We start from the raw sequence: 18,323 nt of genomic DNA on the forward strand, positions 1-18,323 counted from the left end.
TCAGAAGTCGACCAGGCTGATGCCCACCATGAAGACCGTGCGCTTCTTGTTGTAGTCGATCAGCGTGTCACCGTAGCCATAGAACAACTGCGTGTGGAAACGCAGGTTGCTGCGCGCCGGGTCGCCGATTGCCTTCAGCCATTCGAGGCGGATCGAGCCGTTGCCGCTGGTGCGCAGGTTGTTGCGCACGGTGACGCCGAACTGGTTGTTGCGGTCGAAGTTCCAGACGCCCTTCACTTCGGCGCGGCCGATGTAGTCCTCGATGTCCGGATTGTCATCCCCGGCAGGGTCGCCCAATTTCGCAGTGGATTCCTTGATCCGCTTCCAGATGCGTGCGGTGATGACGTAGCGATCGTCCAGGTCCGCGCCGCCCATCAGGTAGACCCGGTTCCAGCTTCGCGACAGGGGAAGGTCCTGGCCGTTGGACTGGTGGTTCAGGCCGAGCCCGCCGTAGCGCAGGCGCCAGCCGCCCGGCAGCTTGTAATCGGTCGGGTAGACGTAGATGAATTCCGGCTCGTGGTCGGTGGTCCGGAACGGCCGCGAAAGGTCCTCGTTGAAGATCTGCCGGGTCGATTGCTGGGTGTAGCCGAACCAGAGGGAGTCCTTTTTCGCCGGATCGTCGCCGGTCAGCAGACCTTCTGCCAGCTTGGTGCGAAGCGAGAGTCCGATGCGCATGTCCTGCGCCTGGTAGGGGCGGTCGACCAGGGCGCTGCGGCCGATCGCCGGCGATGTCGGGGTTTCGGGATCGCGCGCTGCCACGCCGAAAGAGACATTGAGCGGGCGGTATCCGCGGAAGCCGAAGGTGCCGCAATCGGTGCCCGCCTCGAGCTCCCAGAAACGCGACAGCGAGCTGTACTGGCGGTCGCGGCAACCGTCCGCGGTTCCCGCCGTAACCACGCGCGTCGCGGGCACGCTGGCATCGACGGGCGTTGGTGGCGGCGTGTCGGCAAGGACGGCCGGTGCTGGAGGCACGGCTGCGGCGGGTAGCGACTGCTGTTGGGCCCACCGGTCGAAGCACGCCAGGCGCGCTTCGTTGTTGCCGGTCAACTGTTGGCATGCCTGCCAGGTGAGCTGCGCATCCGCGAGCGGGCTGGGTGGCCTGTCCGCGGCCTGCGCCTGAGCGGTGGTCGCGCCGAGCCCCGCGATAACCGCCGCGAAAGAGCGGATTCCCCCATCGTTCTTGTTCTCATCGTCATTTCCCGCTGTTGTTGTTGATCTTGGTCAGCACGAACGGTCGCGTGCTCTCGTCCGCGGCGTTCCGCCAGACTCCCTTGAATTCCTTGCCGCAGGAGGCGGCCTGGAGTTCTCCCAGCCAGACGCCGCTGATTGCGTGGCCGTCCGCCGATTCGTCGAGGCTCAGATAGCCGTCCTCGTCGACGTCCCCGGCGAGCTGCGAGACGCCGGCCGGCGTGTCGCCGCCGCCGCGCGTGATCGTGCCGCGCACGCCGGCATAGTCGGGATGCTTGGCGAGCTGCACCTTGGCGACGCCGGGCACGCCTTCGAAGCGCGCCTCCCAGGTGCCGAAGAGCGTTTCGAGCGGCATGTCCGAGGCGGTCGCGGGGCAGCCGGGCGCGGCCGTGGCGGGCGACGCCTCCTGGGCAAGCACGTGGCCCGAGTGCAGGCAGGCCGCCGCCGCCGGGCAGGCGAGCAGCGCGCGCTTCATGGTGCCGACGCGGCGGCGGCCGCAGCTGCGTTGTCCTGGACCTTGCGCGCGAACTCGGCGCGCAGCGCCTTGAGCTTTTCGCGGGGGTCTTCCCGGACCGTGTTCTTGTCGAGCGCCATCTCGGCGATGAAGCGGCTCGGCTGCGCGGCCACCATCTCGCGGCCCTTCTTGCGGCGCTTGGTCCAGCTCACCGCGAGGCTGCGCTGCGCGCGCGTGATGCCGACGTACATGAGGCGGCGTTCTTCCTGCAGGCGCTCCAGCGTGTTCTCGCTGACCTTTTCCTGCCGGCCGTTGTCGTCGTCGAGCTTGAAGGGCAAGAGGCCCTCGTTCACGCCGATCAGCATCACGTGCGGCCACTCCAGTCCCTTGGATGCATGCAGCGTGGAGAGCGTGACGACGTTCTGCTCCTGCTCCCGCTCGCTGATGGTGGACAGCAGCGAGATCGTCTGCGCCACTTCGAGCAGGCTCTTGGATTCGCTCTCGATCGTCGCGCCGGAGGCATCGTCGATCTGGCCGCCGCAGCGCTGGGACATCCAGTCGCAGAACTCCAGCACGTTGGTCCAGCGGCTCGCGGCGGCCTGCTCGCTGTCCTCGCCGTCGTAGAGATGCTTCTCGTAGTCGATTTCCTTGAGCCACTCGGCGAGGAAGGCACGCGAGGCTTCGGCGCCCGTGGTGCGGCGTGCGCGGTATTCCAGGTCGTTGATGTAGCGGCCGAATTCGTGCAGGCCGTCCAGCGCGCGCTTGGACATCACGCTGGGCAGCGAGGGGCTGAAGAGCGCTTCGAACAGGCTGAGCTTGTACTGGCTCGCGAAGGTGCCGAGACTCGCGAGCGTGGTGTGTCCGATGCCGCGCTTGGGCGTGGTCACCGCGCGCAGGAAGGCCGGGTCGTCGTCGTTGTTGACCCACAGCCGGAACCAGCCGCAAAGGTCCTTGATTTCCGCCCGGTCGAAGAAGCTCTGTCCGCCCGAGACCTTGTACGGGATCTGCGCCTTGCGCAGTGCCTGCTCGAACACCCTGGCCTGGTGGTTCGCGCGGTAGAGGATCGCGAAGTCGCGGAATTCCCTGAACTGCTGGCCCTGCGAGCTCGCATCGCCGGCGCGCAGGCTCTGGATGCGGGCGACGGCGCGCTCCGCCTCGTGCTGCTCGTTGTCGGCATCGACGACGCGCACCGGCTCGCCCTCGCCGAGCTCGCTGAACAGCGTCTTCGGAAAGAGCTTGGGATTCGGGCCGATCACGTTGTTCGCCGCGCGCAGGATCGCGCTCGTGCTGCGGTAGTTCTGCTCGAGCTTGATGACCTTGAGGCTGGGATAGTCGATCGGCAGCTTGCGCAGGTTGTCGAGCGTCGCGCCGCGCCAGCCGTAGATCGACTGGTCGTCGTCGCCCACCGCCGTGAAGCGGCCGCGCTCGCCGGCCAGCGCCTTGAGCACCTCATACTGCGTGGCATTGGTGTCCTGGTATTCATCGACCAGGATGTGGCCGAGCGCGGCCTGCCACTTGGCGCGCACCTCGTCGAACTCGCGCAGCAGCTTGAGCGGCATGCCGATCAGGTCGTCGAAATCCACGCTCTGGTAGGCAACGAGCCGCTCCTCGTACCGGGCCATGATGCGCGCGGTGATGCGCTCGTTGTCATCCGCGGCCTGCGCTTCGGCCTGCGCCGCGTTCAGGCCCATGTTCTTCCACTTGCTGATCGTCCACTGCCAGATGCGCGCGGTCGCCAGGTCGCTGGTGCCGCCGGCATCCTTCAGGATCTTTGCCACGTCGTCGGCATCGAGGATGCTGAAGGCCGGCTTCAGGCCCAGCACCGCGCCGTCCTCGCGCATCATGCGCACGCCAAGCGCGTGGAAGGTGCAGACCACCACGTTCTTCGCATCGCGGCCGATCAGCCCCTTGGCGCGCTCGCGCATTTCGGCGGCGGCCTTGTTGGTGAAGGTGATGGCGGCGATGCGCTTGGGCTCGAGCCCCGCCTGGATCAGGCGCGCGATCTTGTGGGTGATCACGCGCGTCTTGCCGGAACCCGCGCCCGCGAGCACGAGGCAGGGCCCGTGCATGTAGTTGACCGCTTCTTGCTGCGCGAGATTGAGACCGGAGGACATGGAAAGACGGGAGCGGGGAGGCGCAAAGCGGGCAATGATACGGGGCGGCTCGCATGCGCCGGCGCCGTGATTTGTGCTAGACCCGCGCCGTTTTTTGCGCTAGTTGCGCGCTGCCGCGGCCTGCGGCCGGGCACGGGGACAATCGCCGCGTGCTGCAGATATTCCTTGTCACCGTTCCCTTCTTCGCATTGATTGCAGCCGGTTACGCGGCGGCTCGCGGCGGGGCGCTGCCGCTGGCGGCGATCCCGGGCCTGAACGTCTTCGTTCTGTACTTCGCGCTGCCATGCATGCTTTTCCGGTTCGGTGCGGGTGCTCCGATCGCCCAACTTCTCGACGCCGGCGTCGTTCTGATCTGGGGCCTCTCTGCCCTGATCGTGGTGGGCGTGACGGTGGCATGGAGCCGCAACCGGCGCATCGGCTGGAACGACGCCGCCTTCGGCGCCCTGGTGGCGGCTTTTCCGAACACCGGTTTCATGGGCGTTCCGCTGCTGGTGGCGATCCTCGGTGCGCAGGCGGCGACGCCCACCATCATCAGCATCGCGTTCGACATGATCGTGACTTCCTCGCTGTGCATCGCGCTGTCGCGGCTCGACGGCGCCGACGAACATGGCGCGGCCAGGGCGGTGCGGCAGGCGCTGCGCGGCATCGCGCAGAACCCCATGCCATGGTCGATCGTGCTGGGCGGCCTTGCCTCGGCGACCGGGCTGGTTCTGCCTGCCGCGGTCGACCGCACGATCGCGATGCTCGCGGAGGCCGCGTCGCCGGTCGCCCTCTTCACCATCGGCGCGGTGCTCGCGCGCGCCGCGGTGCTGGCGCGGGGGCACCAGGCCAGCGCGGTCGTGGCCGAGGCCATGGGAAGCGCGTCCGCACCGCCGCCCAGGGCGCCGCTTTCGGACGTGCTGCCGGTGATTGCGATCAAGCTGATTGCACATCCCTTGCTGGTCTACGGTATCGCGCGCGGCGCCATGGCTCAGGGCTTGGCGCTGGCGCCATCGACGCTGGTCACGATCGTGCTCATTGCGGCCCTGCCGAGCGCGAGCAACGTGTCGATGCTGGCCGAGCGCTTCGGGGCCGACAATGCGCGTGTGGCGCGGATCATCTTCTGGACCACCGTGGCCGCCTTCTTCAGCTTCCCGTTGGTCGCGGGATGGCTGCGCGCGGCGCCTTAGGGTGTCAGGACGCCGAGCTTGTATGGGTCGGCGTCGGAGAGCAGCTCGCAGCGCGACATGTCGCGCCCCTGTGTTCCGTCACAGTAGTAGCTGTTGTAGACGCGGCCGAACAGCGTCGGCGTCGAGACGAACAGCACGCCCTGGTTGGGTTGCCAGCGTTCCTTGGGCGGCGCGGCCTGAACAGCCGCTGAGGCGTCAGCGACCGCGGCGGCGCCCGTGGGCGCCACGTCGGCCGGCGGGGCGATGAAGTCCGCCAGCGCGCGGACGCCATCGTCCCCGTTCCAGCGGCTCACGAGATCGGCGGGGCGCGGCCGTCCCGCAACCGGAATCAGCAGGCCATTCACCTGGAAGCCGCGGCCGAAGCGATGTTCCTTGCCTGCGAGGAACGCATAGGCGCAGGCGGCGTGGCATTGCCCCTTGGCCTCGGTGTTGACGCCGCTGGCCCGGATCGCGCGGGCGTATTCGTTGGCCACTTCGGGCGTGCCGCCCAGCGAGTTCTCAAATACCACCGTCCGGATGCGGCCGGTCGCCAGATGCTCCTCGAAGGCCTTGATGACCGTGCCGTCCAGCATGCCGCTCACGACAAGGCGGCTGCCCTGCAGATCCAGCTCCGCAGAATGCGCCGCCGGCCACAGCAGCGCGAGCGAAATACCCCACAAAACTCCGAACGGCGATTTCACTTGTCCACCCCTTGTCGGACCGGCATGGAACCATGCTTTCCCCCGTAGCTTGGGCAACGCGTCGATACGCCGTCAACTACTGTTTCAGAGTATTTCCTACGCGCCGGGGACGCAATAGAGCGATAGTGCCAAATATTCCCATATCCTTAATGCTTAGGTTTTCACGAGCGCTGATAAAGTGGTTTTCTGGATCGGGAGAGTTGACATGACGACATGGTTGCGAGGGGCTTTGTGGTTGGTCTGGCTCACCATGGCCGCTTTGTTATGGCACATGGGAGCTCTGCGCACTGGCGCCGCGCTGAGCGCGGGGCTCTTGAGCATGGTGCTGCTGGTATGGCCCAGCGCCGCGACTCGCCGAAAGCGATCGGGCCTGCAGTACGTCGAGATGGGCAAGGAGCCGGTCGGCCAGCTGTGACAGGGTGCGCCGCCGGTTGCCAGGCGGCGCGGATCGCTCAGATGCTGTGGGGGTCCACGTCCACCAGCCACCGGATCACGCCTTTGCCCTCGGGCGTACGCCTCAGTTCATGCAGCACGGGTTGCCAGCCGGACAGCAGCCGTTGCAGCGCCGCCCGCGAGGGACTCTCCAGCAGCATCTGCGCCCGCTCCACATTCGCCACGCGCTGGATTGCCAGCGGTACCGCCGGATAGCGCGTGACCTGATCCGCGCCCGGCAAATCGTCGGCTGCGGCATTCGCGGCGCCCAGGAATGCCTGCGCGGCCTCCTGCGTACGCGCATCGGCGCGCAGCAGCGCCCGGTAGGCGAAGGGCGGCATGCCGGCGGCGGCGCGCTCTTCGAGCTCGCCCTGGGCGAACGCCGGATAGTCATGCTGCTTCAGCGCGGCGAAGAGCGGATGCTGCGGGTGGTGGGTCTGGATCCACATTTCCGCCGTCGCCCCCTGCGCCGAGACATAGGCCGCATCGCGCCCGGCGCGTCCGGCGGATTGCATGAGCAGGCTGAACAGCCGCTCCGGCGCGCGGAAATCGCTTGAAAACAGCGCCCCGTCCGGATTGATCGCCGCCACCAGCGTGATGCGGCGGAAGTCGTGCCCCTTCGCGATCATCTGCGTGCCCACGAGTACGTCCACTTCGCCCGAATGAACGGCGGCGAGCTGCGATTCGAGCGCACCCTGCTTGCGGGTGCTGTCGGCGTCGATGCGGGCGATGCGCACCGCGCTGCCGTCCGGCCGCCGGACCGCCGCGAAGAGTTCGCCCAGGTGTTCCTCGAGCCGCTCGGTGCCGCGCCCCACGGGGGCGATGTCCAGGTTGCCGCATTCGGGGCAGGCGCGCGGCACGCGCTCGGTGAAGCCGCAGTGGTGGCAGCGCAGCGTCCGGTCGATCTTGTGGAACACGCGGAAGGCGCTGCAATGCGGGCATTCGCTCCTCCAGCCGCAGTCGCCACAGGCCAGCACCGGCGCGTAGCCGCGGCGGTTCAGGAAAACCATGCTCTGTTCGCCGCGCGCGATGCGCTGCCCGATCGCATCGAGCAGCACGGCGGAAAGCACCGTCTTCGGCGGCTGCAGGTTCATGTCCACGAGGCGCACCTTGGGCAGCGCGCCGGTGCCGATCCGCGACGGCATCGCGAGCCGCACGTAGCGGCCGCCCGGATCGGCGCCCGCGGCGGGGCGGCTCTGGTGCCAGCTCTCGAGCGAGGGGGTGGCGGAGCCCAGGATCACTTTCGCGTTTTCGCGCCGTCCGCGCCAGATGGCCAGGTCGCGCGCCGAGTAACGGGCGCCTTCCTGCTGCTTGTAACTGGGATCGTGCTCCTCGTCGACGACGATGAGCCGCAGCATCGGCATCGACGTGAAGACCGCCATGCGCGTGCCGAGCACGATCCTCGCCGCACCGCTGTGTGCGGCGAGCCAGCTCGCGAGCCGCTGCGGATTCGTCATTCCGCTGTGCAGCGACACCACCGCATCCGGGCCGAAGCGCTCCTTGAAGCGGGCTTCGAGCTGAGGCGTCAGGTTGATCTCCGGCACCATCACGAGCGCCTGGGCTTGCGGCTCGCGCGCCAGCAGTGCGGCGACGGCGCGCAGATAGACCTCGGTCTTGCCGCTGCCAGTGCTGCCGAAAAGCAGGAAAGGGCCGGCTTCGGCCTCGAATCGCGCCAGCGACTCGGCCTGCTCGGCGCTGAGCGTCACGTGGGAAGGCGCCATCCCGCTCGCGGCCGATGCGGCGGCCTCGGCGCTTTTTCGCTTCAGCCGTCGTGCAAGCTGGACCGCGGAGAGATCGCGCAGCTGCGGCGGCAGGGCGGCCAGCGCGATCTCGCCCAGCGAGCGCTGGTAGTAGCGTGCGGCGAAGGCGACGAGATCGCGCCATGCGTCGCCGAGCGGCGCGAGCGCGTCGAGGACGGCGGCGATCGGCTTGAGCGCCATTGCCGCCGGTCCGGCGTCGTCCTGCCGGACCGACCAGGCGACGCCGAGCACCTCGCGACGCCCCAGCGGAACCCGCAGCAACGTCCCCGGCGTCACCGGCGCACCACTGGCGTAGCTAAGGACATCCCCTAGTGCGCTGTGCGCCGGTGTCTGAACCGCAACGTCGATTTGCCAATTCAACGCGGGCTCCAGAAGGACGGGTTTGTTAAAGCGACTTTGAGCAAAACGACCTAAGTTGTTGATTTGTCAGTGCTTTGCACACCATCCAGATTTTCTGTGGATAACTTTGTTGATATTGGGGCTCGACGCGCCGCCAAGCCCCGGAAATCAAGGCTCCGGCTGGAATGCCCGCAAAAAAAGCAAAGTTCAAAACCCATATAAATCAATAACTTAGCGACGCTATCGCTTTAGGAGCACGGGTTGGCGCACTTCAGATGGTTTTGCGCACCGCAACAGCCGTTTTGTGCATAAGTCAGTCCCTCCTCACGCTCTTTGCCCCTTGACAAACATCGGATCGACGATCTCGTTGTTTACAACTCATAACAATACGGTCATGCGCGGAGCGCTCGGGACTGCGTGTGCACCGCCGCAACCAGCGCTGCGACGTGCTCGGGCGGCGTGAACTGGCTGATGCCGTGGCCGAGGTTGAAGATGTGCGTCGGGCCGTTCGTCTCGGTATCGGTGTGCGGCGTGCCGAAGCTTTGCAGCACCTTGGCAACTTCTGCTTCGATCTGCGACGGCGGTGCGAACAGCACATTCGGATCGATGTTCCCCTGCAGTGCCTTGCCGCCGTCGCCGTCGCCGACGAGGGCGCGCGCGCGGCCCAGATTCACGGTCCAGTCGAGCCCCAGCACTTCGCAGTCGAGTGCGCGCATGTCCTGCAGCCAGAGGCCTCCGCCCTTGGTGAATACGATGCGCGGGACGGGCCTGCCGTCGGCGCCGTTGCGGCGCAGCTGCGCGAGCACCCGAGCGGTGTAGGCGAGGCTGAATTCCTGGAACGCGCCATCGGCCAGGACGCCGCCCCAGCTGTCGAACACCATCACCGCCTGCGCCCCCGCCGCGATCTGCGCATTGAGATACGTCGCCACCGCATCCGCGTTGACGCCGAGCAGGCGGTGCATCAGGTCCGGGCGGCTGTACATCAGCGTCTTGACCAGCCGGTAGTCGCTGGAACCCGCGCCTTCGACCATGTAGCAGGCGAGCGTCCACGGGCTGCCCGAAAAGCCGATCAGCGGCACGCGGCCGGCGAGTGCCTTGCGGATCGACGTGACCGCATCGAAGACGTAGCGCAGCTTGTCCATGTCCGGCACGGCGAGCGCGGAAATCGCCGCCTCGTCGCGCACCGGGCGCGCGAAGCGCGGCCCTTCGCCGGCTTCGAACGAAAGGCCGAGGCCCATTGCATCAGGCACCGTCAGGATGTCGGAGAAGAGGATCGCCGCGTCCAGCGGAAAGCGCGCGAGCGGCTGCAGCGTGACCTCGGTCGCGTAGTCGACGTTGGTCGCGAGCCCCATGAAACTGCCGGCTTTCGCGCGCGTCGCGACGTATTCCGGGAGGTAGCGCCCGGCTTGGCGCATCAGCCAGACGGGGGTGTGGTCGGTGGCCTGCCGCCAGCAGGCGCGCAGGAAGCTGTCGTTTTGGAGGGGCGCAAAAGGCATCCCCCGATTGTCGCAGCCAGAGGTTTCGACAGCGGCCGCGTCGCAGGCGCCCGCGGAACCGGCTCGGCCGGGCCGCAGGGAGCGCCCCCGGAGGAGGTGGAGCCGCGTGCAGCGGGCGAGGCGGCGGGGACCTAAGTTTTGTACTTGATCGAGCAGCCGTAGGGGCGCGTCGTCGCCGCGCTGATCGACTTGCCGCCGAAGGCCTCGCCAAGCGCCTGGTTGACGTAGTTGGTGGCGGTCTTGATGTCCTCGGTGTGGGCCGAGGCGATGCTGTCGATGCCGCCGGCGTACACGAGCGTCCCCTTGGGGTCGACGATGTAGATGTGCGGTGTGGTGCGCGCGCCGTAGGTCCGGCCGATCACGCCGTCCTCGTCCATGAGTACCGCGGTCGGCACGCCGGAATGTTCCTTCATCCAGGCTTCGAGCGCCTGCGGCTGCAGATAGTCGCCGGCCGCGCGCTCGGTCGAATTGATGGCGAGCCAGACCACGCCCTTGTCGGTGGCGGCCTTCTGCGTGGCGGGCATGTTGCCGCTGCCGTAGTGCTTGCGCACGAACGGGCAGCCGGGATTCGTCCACTCGAGGACCACGTACTTGCCCGCGAAATCGGACAGGCGATGCTGCTTGCCGGCGGTGTCGACGGCGATGAAATCGGGCGCCGGCTGGCCCACGGCGGGTGCGGCTGTGGCCTGCGCATTCATGAGGAAAGTGGCGCCGAGGGCGACGGCGGCTGCCATCACGGCGCGGCGCGAGGCGCGGCTCAATGCGGCCCTGGCCTCGCGTGCGGCGCGGTACGAACGGGAATCTACAGATGACGATGACGACATGGTCAGCTTGAACTCCAATCGATAAAACTCAACAACCACGACAGCTTAGAACGGATTCTTCAAGCGTTTGTGACAACCCGTACCGGCGCATGGTCTCACAGCCTGGCCAGCGCCGCGCGCACCTCCTCCGTGCTCAGGATTTCGGTCAGGACCACCGGTTCCTTCCCCGGTGCTTGGAGCACGTAGACCGGCACGCCGCTGCGGCCCAGCGCGGTCAGTGCGGCGGTGATGGCCGGATCGCGCCGCGTCCAGTCGGCCCGGAGCAGGGCGACGTTCCTGGCGTCGAAATCGGCGAGCACCTCGGCGCTCGAAAGCGTGGCGCGCTTGTTGTACTGGCAGGTGACGCACCAAGCGGCGGTGAAGTCGACGAACACCGGCCGGCCGGCTGCCCGGAGTTCGGCGGCCTTCGCTTCGGACCAGGGCTGCCAGCGGTCGCCCGCCGATGCGGAGGCCGGCTCGGCGACCCGCAGGACGCTGCCGCCGATCGCGGCCGTCAGCGCGGCCGTCGCGGCGATGAGGATGCCCGCGATCACGACCCGGGTCCGGCCACGCAAGGTGAACGCCCAGACGATGGCCGCGAGGCAGACCAGCAGGCCGAGCAGCGCGCCCGCGCCGTCGATGCCGCTTTGCTGGCCGAGCACCCAGACCAGCCAGGCCACCGTCGCGAACATCGGAAATGCGAGCAGGTGGCGCAAGGTCTGCATCCACGCGCCCGGCTTCGGCAACAGAAGCGCTACCGCCGGAACGAAGCCCGCCAGCAGATAGGGCAATGCCAGACCCAGCCCGAGCACGGCGAACATCAGCAGGGCTTGCGCCGCCGGCAGCCCGATCGCAAAGCCGAGCGATGCGCCCATGAACGGCGCGGTGCAGGGCGATGCGACCACCACGGCGAGCACGCCCGAGAGAAAGTCGTTGACCACCGGATGCCGGACCTGCGCCGCCGCGAGCGACCTCGGCGCGACATTGGCGAACTCGAACAGCCCTGCGAGGTTGAGCCCGATCAGCGTGAACAGCGCCGCAAGCGCGGCCACGACCGCCGGCGATTGCAGTTGAAACCCCCAGCCGAGCTGGGTGCCGGCCGCGCGCAGCGCGAGCATCGCGCCGCCGAGCGCCGGGCAGGACAGGATGACGCCGCAGGTGTAGGCGATCGCGGCCAGACGATGCCCTCGGCGATCCTCTGCATGCCGCGTGAAGTGCAGCACCTTGATCGCCAGCACCGGGAACACGCAGGGCATCAGGTTGAGCAGCAGGCCGCCGATCAACGCACCCAGGAGGGCTGCGACGAGCGTGCCGGAGGGGCGCAATGCTGTTGGCGCGCCGGCGTTGGCTTCGAGCGCGGCCTGCAATGCCGGGGAGACCTGGGCCTTGGAAGTCACCGCGGGCCGGGCGCCGCTCACCGGTGCCTCGACCCGCCATGCAATCGGCTGGCCCGATTGCCGGTCGGCATCCGCGAGCGCGACGACGATTGGCATCACGGCGGGGCTCGCGCTGCGCTGCTCCGCGAGCGGGATGGTCGCGGTCCACGCTTCGCCTTGCCACGACTGCGTCCAGTCCTTTCCGAGCACCGCCGCGGTGTGGATGACCTCGCCGGTCTCCGGGAAGAATTCCAGCGTCTTGCCGCGAATCGACGCGGGCAGGCCGTCGAGCCGGACCTGAAGCTTGTTGCCGTCGATCCGGATGTCGCCGGGCCTGTCGAGCGCGACGGGCTGTGCGGCCCATGCGGCCTCGAAGTCGCTCTTGTGCAGGGCGGTCGATCCATGCAGCGGCACCTTGAGCTGGAACTCGCCCTCTTCTGGAATGCACTCCTTGCGGCAGACCAGCCAGGAGGCCTTGAGCTTGATGTCGAGCTCCTGCACGCCGACAAGCGATGCGGGCGGCTTGAAGTCCGGCCCCACCGTGAGCGGCACCGGCAGCAGCACCGTGCCTTCGTAGCCGTAGTTGGCGAGATTGCCGATCGGGATCTTCCGCGGCACGGGCCACGCGATGTCGCCGCTCGACACGCCGGGCGGGAGCGTCCACGCCAGTTCGGTCGGCAGGCCGGAATCGCCGGCATTCTTCCAATAGGTGTGCCACTCGGGCTGGTGCGTGATCTGCAATCCGACCCAGGCCGGCGTTGCGGGCGAGATGCCCTCGGGCGCATGCGCGATCAGCTCGGCGCGCACGTGGGGTGTGGTCACGACCGGGCCGACCCGCGGGGAGAGTTGTGCTGCGGCCGGCAACGAGACGGCCACGGCGGCGAGGGCGGCGAGCCAGAGGCCCGCGGCGCGTCGACGAATCAGGATTGCCATGCGGTTCAGTCGGAGTGGACGCCCCGGTCGAAGTTCCGGGGGGCTTCACGTGGCCCACCCGAGCACCACGCGGCGGCTGTTCGCGCTCTTCTTCTCGATCTTGGTCACGACGACCGCACCGATCTCGCGCGTGTTGGCGACGTGGGTGCCGCCGCAGGGCTGGAAGTCGATCAGCGCCGCATCGCCGATGCGGATCGTGCGGACGGTGCCGGTGCCGCGCGGCGGCTGCACGCTCATGCTCTTCACGAGGGCGGGGTTGGCATCGAGCTCGGCGTCGGTGATCGCGCCGACGCTGAGCGGATGCCCGGCCGCGACCAGTTGCGCGAGACCGGCGGTGAGCGCTTCCTTGTCGAGCGGTTCGGTCATGTGGAAGTCCAGGCGCGCGTACTCGGGCGTGATCGAGCATCCGTTGACCGGCTGCGGCACCAGGTGGCACAGCAGGTGCGTGGCGGTGTGAAAGCGCATCAGGCGGTGCCGGCGCTCCCAATCGATACGCGCCTTCACGCTGTCGCCGGCTTTCAGCGTGCCCAGCAACGCTTCCTGGCCCGGTGCGGGCACATGGAGGATCTCGTGGGTTGCCTTGCCTTCGGCATCCTTGGCCTTGCGGGTGTCGGCGATCGCGATTTCGCGGCCATCGGCCAGCAGCAGCCAGCCGCTGTCGCCCGCCTGTCCACCGCCTTGCGGATAGAACACGGTGCGGTCGAGCACGATGCCGCCTTCCTCGATGCGCAGCACGCGGGCGTCGCAGTCGCGCAGGTAGGCGTCTGAGCGGAACAGTTCGTCGGTCATCGCGCGATGGTAGCGGCCGCGCCTGGCCCGGGTGGCTCCCACGACTGAAAGCGCCCGTCGCCGACATCCGGACGCGATGCCGATGGCAGGATACAAACGGATGCCATTTCGTGGCGATCCAAGGACATCGAAGATGATGAAAGCGCTTCTTCCCCACGCCGCGCGCGCGGCGACCCTCGGCCCGATGCTGGCCGTCGCCGCGCTGCTCGGCGCCTGCGGCGAGGCCGCGAAGCTGCCCGCCGAGGCGGGCATCGGCCAGGCGCCCGAACTGCCGCCGCCGGTCAAGACCCTGATCCCGACCATCCACATCGCGCCGCCCGTCGGCTGGGCGGACAAGGCCGGCCCGATCGCGCCCGAAGGCTTCGTCGTGACCGCCTTCGCGCGCGGGCTCGACCATCCTCGGATGGTCTACACATTGCCCAATGGCGACGTGCTCGTGGTGGAGAGCAACCGGCCGCCCAAGCCCGAAGGCGGCGAAGGCAAGGGACTGGCCGCGAAGGTCCGCGAAAAGGCGATGGACATCGTCGAGGGATGGGCCGGCGCCGGGGTGCCCAGCGCCAACCGCATCACCCTGTTGCGCGACACCGACGGCGACGGGGTCGCCGATGTGCGCAAGGTGTTCATCGACAAGCTGGTGTCGCCCTTCGGCGTCGTGCTGGTCGGCAACGAGCTCTTCATCGCCAACGCCGATGCGTTGGTCAAGGTGCCGTACACCGAAGGCGAGACGCGCATCGCCGCGGCGCCGGTGAAGGTGACCGATCTGCCCGCCGACATCAATCACCACTGGACCAAGCACGTGGTCGCGAACCGCGACGGCACCAGGCTCTACGTGACCGTCGGTTCCAACAGCAACGCCGGCGAGAACGGCCTGGAGGCCGAGGAAGGGCGTGCGTCGGTCTGGGAGGTGGACGCGAAGACCGGCCGGAAGCGCCTCTTCGCGAGCGGCCTGCGCAATCCGGTGGCACTGGACTGGGAGCCCGCAACGCAGGTGCTGTGGGCGGTGGTCAACGAGCGCGACGAGCTCGGCAGCGACCTCGTGCCTGACTACCTCACCTCGGTGAAAGACGGGGCCTTCTATGGCTGGCCGTGGAGCTACTTCGGCCATCACGTCGATACCCGCGTCGAGCCGCAGCGCCCCGACATGGTCGCGAAGGCCGTGGTGCCCGACTACGCGCTGGGCTCGCACCGCGCGCCGCTCGGCATCGCGTTCTCGAGCCCGCGCGGCATGCCGCCGGAATTCGCGAACGGCGCCTTCATCGGCGAGCACGGCTCGTGGAACCGCAAGCCGATGGCCGGCTACAAGGTGGTGTTCGTGCCCTTTGCCGATGGCCGTCCGAGCGGACCGCCGGTGGATTTTCTGACAGGCTTTCTCTCGGCCGACGAAAAGGCGCAAGGCCGCCCGGTCGGCGTGGCGCTGGACAAGGGCGGTGCGCTGCTCGTCGCCGACGATGTCGGCAATGCGGTGTGGCGCGTCGCCCGGAAGTGAAGCCGGGACACTAAGATCGCCCGCATGAATGCCCCCGCCAGCCGCTTCTGGTCCCGACTCACCACGCGCGACTTCGCTGCGCTCGATCCGGCCGCGACCGTCGCGGTGCTGCCGCTCGGCGCGACCGAACAGCACGGCCCGCACCTTCCGCTTTGCGTGGATTCGGCGCTGGTGGACGGCATCGTCGAGGCGGCGCTGCCTTTGCTGCCGGCCGAGCTCCCTGTGCTCTTCCTGCCCACGCAGCAGATCGGTCTCAGCCCCGAGCATGCGCGCTTCCCGGGCACGCTCACGCTGTCGTCCGAAACGCTGATCCGGCTCTGGAGCGAGATCGGCGCGAGCGTGGCGCGCGCGGGCCTCAGGAAGCTGGTGCTGTTCAACGCGCACGGTGGGCATGTCGGCGCGATGGACATCGTGGCGCGCGAACTGCGCGTGGCGCACGACCTGATCGTCTACGGCGTCAGCTGGTTCAATCTGCCGCTCGGCGATGCGGGTGCGCAGTTCAGCGCCGACGAGCACCGCTTCGGCGTGCATGCCGGCGAGATGGAAACCTCGATGATGCTGGCGCTCGAACCGGCCGGCGTCGCGATGGACGCGGCCCGGAATTTCGATTCGACCTCGCGCAGCCGAGCGCGCGACTACCCGATCCTCGGCAACGGCAAGAGCGCCAAGCTGGGCTGGGCGATGGAGGACTACAACCCCGCCGGCGCCGCCGGAAACGCCGCCGCCGCCACCGCCGAGAAAGGCCGCGCACTCGTCGATGCCGCGGCAACGCAGCTCGCGGCCTTGCTCGCCGAGGTTTCGCGTCTGCCGCTCGCGACCATCGGCAACGCGCCGAATCCCTGATCGCTCAGCTCGCGGGCACGGCGCCGGTCGGCACGGCGCTGCCGATCTTGATCGACCCATCGTGCCGTTCGCAGGTGCCGATAAGCAGGCCACTCGCGATCGCGTGAGTCTTCAATGCATCGAGCAATTCGTCACGGCCGGGGCTCGTGGAGAACGCATGCGCTGCACCGAGCGCGAAGATCTGGAACGCATAGCGATGCACGCCGTGGCCCGGCGGCGGATCGGGCGGCAGCCAGGCGGTTCGCAGGTAGGAGTTGCGGCCGGTGTGCACGCCCGTGTCAGTGTTGTCGTCCGACAATGCACCGTCGGCCAGCCCGCCGTCGGTGGCGGGCAGGTCCACCGCGATCGCATGCACCAGCGGGTGGGGCGTGGGCGAGTCTGCGTCCTCCACCAGCAGGACCAGCGAAACCGCGCCGGGCGGAATGCCGGTCCAGTGCAGTGGTGGCGAATGCCCTTCGCCGTCCGCCGTGTAGCGCGCGGGCAGCGGCGCGTGATCGGCGAACGCGAGGCTGGACATCGTGATCGACGCCATTCCCTGGCGCAGGCCGATGGTGTTGAAGGCGATCTTCTCGAGTCCTGCCCGCACATCGTGCAGGGCATGGCCGATCGCATCCGGGAGTTTCTCGAGCATGCCGTTCTTATATAGCGTCGGGGCGCAGCGGGTGTGTAGGAGCGATTCACGCGGCTATCATCAAAGCCGCATTGCATGGCGGCAGCTCGCGCCGCCTTCCTTCCTCAACCGGGGCAACCGTATGCACATCGTCTGGACCATTCTGATCGGCTTCGTCGCGGGCCTCCTGGCGCGCGCCATCAAGCCCGGCGACGACTCGGCCGGCTTCATCGTCACGACGCTGATCGGCATCGCCGGTTCGCTGCTCGCGACCTACGCGGGGCAGGCCATGGGCTGGTACTCGGCGGGGCAGGGCGCCGGGTTCATCGCCTCGGTGCTTGGTGCGATCGTGCTGCTGTTCCTTTACGGCCTGATCAAGCGCAAGTGAGATCGCGCCGGTCTGTCGCATGCCAATGCGCAAGTTGCGCAGCCGCCATCACCATCACGTCTATGTGATCGAACTCGACGACCGCGTGTGGAATGCGGCGCGGTTCCGGCGAGTCAACCCCGGCTACAGGCTGGGCATGCCTTTCGTCTATGTCGGCATGACCGGGCTGGACCCCGACGTGCGGTTCGACAAGCACAAGGCCGGCATCCAGGCCAACGCCTTCGTGCGCGATCATGGCCTGCGGTTGCTACCTGCGCTCTACGCCATGTACAACCCGATGCCCTATGAAGCCGCGCGCGAGATGGAGGTGGAACTCGGCATTGCGCTGCGCGAGGCGGGATACGGCGTCTGGCAAGGCTAGGCCATTCATCCGGGAGGTACACATGGATTCAGGCGTTTGCATCGTGATGACGAGCATCGGCACCGAGGACGAGGCCGAGGCGCTCGCGGAAGCGATCGTCGAGGCGCGGCTCGCCGCATGCGTCCAGGTGCAGCGGGTGCGCAGCCTCTACATCTGGCAGGACGTGCTGCACCGCGAGCCCGAATGGGTTCTGCACATCAAGACGCTCGACGCGCGCTATGGCGCGCTCGAGGCGTTCATTCGCGGGCGGCATAGCTATGAGACGCCCGAGATCGTCCGCGTGCCGATCACGGCCGGCTCGGCCGACTATCTGGACTGGCTCAGGGCCGGCAGCACGCCGCCGCGTGCTCAGGAGTAAGTGACCCAGTTCTCGTACGCCGGCCCGTCCAGGTGCGGCAGTGTGTTGTAGGTCACCAGCATGTGGCGCTTCGGTGTAAACGCGAATTCGGTGACGGCCGAATTGCGCATCCGGAGATTGAGTTCCACCGTGGTGGCCGGGCTGGTGCCGAGAACGTGGCCCACCGCCGTGGAGATCGGCCCGCCGCTCGACACCACGAGCACCTTCGCGCCATGGTGCCGGGCGCGCACATGGTCCAGTGCGCTGGTCACGCCGGCCAGGAAATCGACGTAGCTCGGCATGCCCACCGGCGCGGTGCGGCCTTCCATCCAGGCGTTGAGTCCGTCGCGCAGGAGCCGGAAGTGGTGCCTGTACATCTCTGGCGTATCCGCCTTCTCCAGCTTGCCGGGGTGGAGGGTCGCGATGATGGCCTCGCTGTCGTATTCGTTCAGCCCCGGCCAGGGAGGACATCGTCCGGTGACAGGCCCAGCCCCTCGGCGATGCCTTGCCAGGTCTGCCGGTGACGCCGCAAGGTGCCGGTGATCACCGCATCGAAGCGCGTGCCGCGCTCGCGCCAGTACTCACCCAGGCGCACCGACTGCTTGTGGCCCAGGGCGCTCAACTGGTCATAGTCCGCCGCGCCGAAACTGGCCTGTCCGTGGCGGACGAGATAGAGGGTTCCCATGCGGCGAATTCTGCCCTTCCGCCGCGATTCGCCGCGTCACCGCGGTGACGCTCCTCAACGATCCGCGGTGGGACTTTGTT

At 68.0% G+C, this 18,323-nt stretch carries 17 protein-coding genes and 1 pseudogene; 7 read left to right on the forward strand and 11 right to left on the reverse strand.

Annotated features, from left to right (window positions below; all coding sequences use genetic code 11):
• From ACQ858_RS00830 to ACQ858_RS00840, 3 genes are all read right to left on the reverse strand, one after another.
• A complete protein-coding gene (locus ACQ858_RS00830) occupies positions 1–1,047 on the reverse strand; it encodes a phospholipase A (protein WP_431274998.1) in 1,047 nt (348 codons plus the stop codon).
• Between the two features lie 145 nt (positions 1,048–1,192).
• Positions 1,193–1,663, reverse strand: coding sequence for a hypothetical protein (locus ACQ858_RS00835; protein ID WP_431274999.1), 471 nt, complete (start codon positions 1,661–1,663; stop codon positions 1,193–1,195).
• Positions 1,660–3,756 carry an ATP-dependent helicase gene (locus ACQ858_RS00840; protein WP_431275000.1) on the reverse strand — a complete coding sequence of 699 codons (2,097 nt, stop codon included), beginning with the start codon at positions 3,754–3,756 and terminating at the stop codon, positions 1,660–1,662. Before ACQ858_RS00840 ends, ACQ858_RS00835 begins: the two co-directional genes overlap by 4 nt.
• 149 nt (positions 3,757–3,905) lie before the next feature.
• Here ACQ858_RS00840 and ACQ858_RS00845 point away from each other — a divergent pair, with 149 nt between their 5' ends.
• Positions 3,906–4,925, forward strand: coding sequence for an AEC family transporter (locus tag ACQ858_RS00845; RefSeq protein ID WP_431275001.1), 1,020 nt, complete (start codon positions 3,906–3,908; stop codon positions 4,923–4,925).
• On the opposite strand, the gene ACQ858_RS00850 is transcribed toward ACQ858_RS00845, so the two are convergent.
• Positions 4,922–5,605 carry a hypothetical protein gene (locus ACQ858_RS00850; protein ID WP_431275002.1) on the reverse strand — a complete coding sequence of 228 codons (684 nt, stop codon included), beginning with the start codon at positions 5,603–5,605 and terminating at the stop codon, positions 4,922–4,924. The genes ACQ858_RS00845 and ACQ858_RS00850 overlap by 4 nt on opposite strands.
• Positions 5,606–5,855: 250 nt before the next feature.
• Here ACQ858_RS00850 and ACQ858_RS00855 point away from each other — a divergent pair, with 250 nt between their 5' ends.
• On the forward strand, positions 5,856–6,020 hold the full coding sequence (locus tag ACQ858_RS00855; RefSeq protein ID WP_431275003.1) for a hypothetical protein: 165 nt from the start codon (positions 5,856–5,858) through the stop codon (positions 6,018–6,020).
• A gap of 37 nt (positions 6,021–6,057) precedes the next feature.
• On the opposite strand, the gene ACQ858_RS00860 is transcribed toward ACQ858_RS00855, so the two are convergent.
• The 5 genes from ACQ858_RS00860 to ACQ858_RS00880 all read right to left on the reverse strand — a co-directional run bounded on the left by ACQ858_RS00860 (position 6,058) and on the right by ACQ858_RS00880 (position 13,533).
• On the reverse strand, positions 6,058–8,157 hold the full coding sequence (locus ACQ858_RS00860) for a primosomal protein N' (protein WP_431275004.1): 2,100 nt from the start codon (positions 8,155–8,157) through the stop codon (positions 6,058–6,060).
• Positions 8,158–8,528: 371 nt separating this feature from the next.
• On the reverse strand, positions 8,529–9,632 hold the full coding sequence (hemE, locus tag ACQ858_RS00865) for a uroporphyrinogen decarboxylase (RefSeq protein WP_431275005.1): 1,104 nt from the start codon (positions 9,630–9,632) through the stop codon (positions 8,529–8,531).
• A 131-nt stretch (positions 9,633–9,763) separates the two neighbouring features.
• Positions 9,764–10,456: a thioredoxin family protein gene (locus ACQ858_RS00870; protein WP_431275006.1), complete on the reverse strand. Its 693-nt coding sequence runs from the start codon at positions 10,454–10,456 to the stop codon at positions 9,764–9,766.
• A 95-nt stretch (positions 10,457–10,551) separates the two neighbouring features.
• Entirely contained in the window at positions 10,552–12,744 is a 2,193-nt protein-coding gene (locus ACQ858_RS00875) for a protein-disulfide reductase DsbD family protein (protein ID WP_431275007.1), read from the reverse strand.
• A gap of 45 nt (positions 12,745–12,789) precedes the next feature.
• Entirely contained in the window at positions 12,790–13,533 is a 744-nt protein-coding gene (locus ACQ858_RS00880; RefSeq protein ID WP_431275008.1) for an alanyl-tRNA editing protein, read from the reverse strand.
• Positions 13,534–13,669: 136 nt separating this feature from the next.
• Here ACQ858_RS00880 and ACQ858_RS00885 point away from each other — a divergent pair, with 136 nt between their 5' ends.
• Positions 13,670–15,019 carry a PQQ-dependent sugar dehydrogenase gene (locus ACQ858_RS00885; RefSeq protein ID WP_431275009.1) on the forward strand — a complete coding sequence of 450 codons (1,350 nt, stop codon included), beginning with the start codon at positions 13,670–13,672 and terminating at the stop codon, positions 15,017–15,019.
• 24 nt (positions 15,020–15,043) lie between these two features.
• A complete protein-coding gene (locus tag ACQ858_RS00890) occupies positions 15,044–15,862 on the forward strand; it encodes a creatininase family protein (protein WP_431275010.1) in 819 nt (272 codons plus the stop codon).
• Between the two features lie 4 nt (positions 15,863–15,866).
• Here the strand turns inward: ACQ858_RS00890 and ACQ858_RS00895 are convergent, their stop codons facing one another.
• On the reverse strand, positions 15,867–16,493 hold the full coding sequence (locus ACQ858_RS00895) for a YbhB/YbcL family Raf kinase inhibitor-like protein (protein ID WP_431275011.1): 627 nt from the start codon (positions 16,491–16,493) through the stop codon (positions 15,867–15,869).
• Between the two features lie 121 nt (positions 16,494–16,614).
• Here ACQ858_RS00895 and ACQ858_RS00900 point away from each other — a divergent pair, with 121 nt between their 5' ends.
• The 3 genes from ACQ858_RS00900 to cutA are packed head-to-tail and all read left to right on the forward strand — an operon-like array spanning position 16,615 to position 17,579.
• Positions 16,615–16,860: a GlsB/YeaQ/YmgE family stress response membrane protein gene (locus ACQ858_RS00900; RefSeq protein ID WP_431275012.1), complete on the forward strand. Its 246-nt coding sequence runs from the start codon at positions 16,615–16,617 to the stop codon at positions 16,858–16,860.
• A 25-nt stretch (positions 16,861–16,885) separates the two neighbouring features.
• Positions 16,886–17,221: a hypothetical protein gene (locus ACQ858_RS00905; protein ID WP_431275013.1), complete on the forward strand. Its 336-nt coding sequence runs from the start codon at positions 16,886–16,888 to the stop codon at positions 17,219–17,221.
• Between the two features lie 22 nt (positions 17,222–17,243).
• On the forward strand, positions 17,244–17,579 hold the full coding sequence (cutA, locus tag ACQ858_RS00910; RefSeq protein ID WP_431275014.1) for a divalent-cation tolerance protein CutA: 336 nt from the start codon (positions 17,244–17,246) through the stop codon (positions 17,577–17,579).
• Here cutA and ACQ858_RS00915 read toward each other — a convergent pair.
• Positions 17,570–18,243: pseudogene (locus ACQ858_RS00915) on the reverse strand (histidine phosphatase family protein). The gene cutA and the pseudogene ACQ858_RS00915 sit on opposite strands and share 10 nt — an antisense overlap.
• Positions 18,244–18,323: the final 80 nt, after the last annotated feature.

Origin of the sequence: Variovorax ureilyticus, from assembly GCF_050632185.1 — a bacterium.
GTDB classification, from domain to species: domain Bacteria; phylum Pseudomonadota; class Gammaproteobacteria; order Burkholderiales; family Burkholderiaceae_C; genus Variovorax; species Variovorax ureilyticus_A.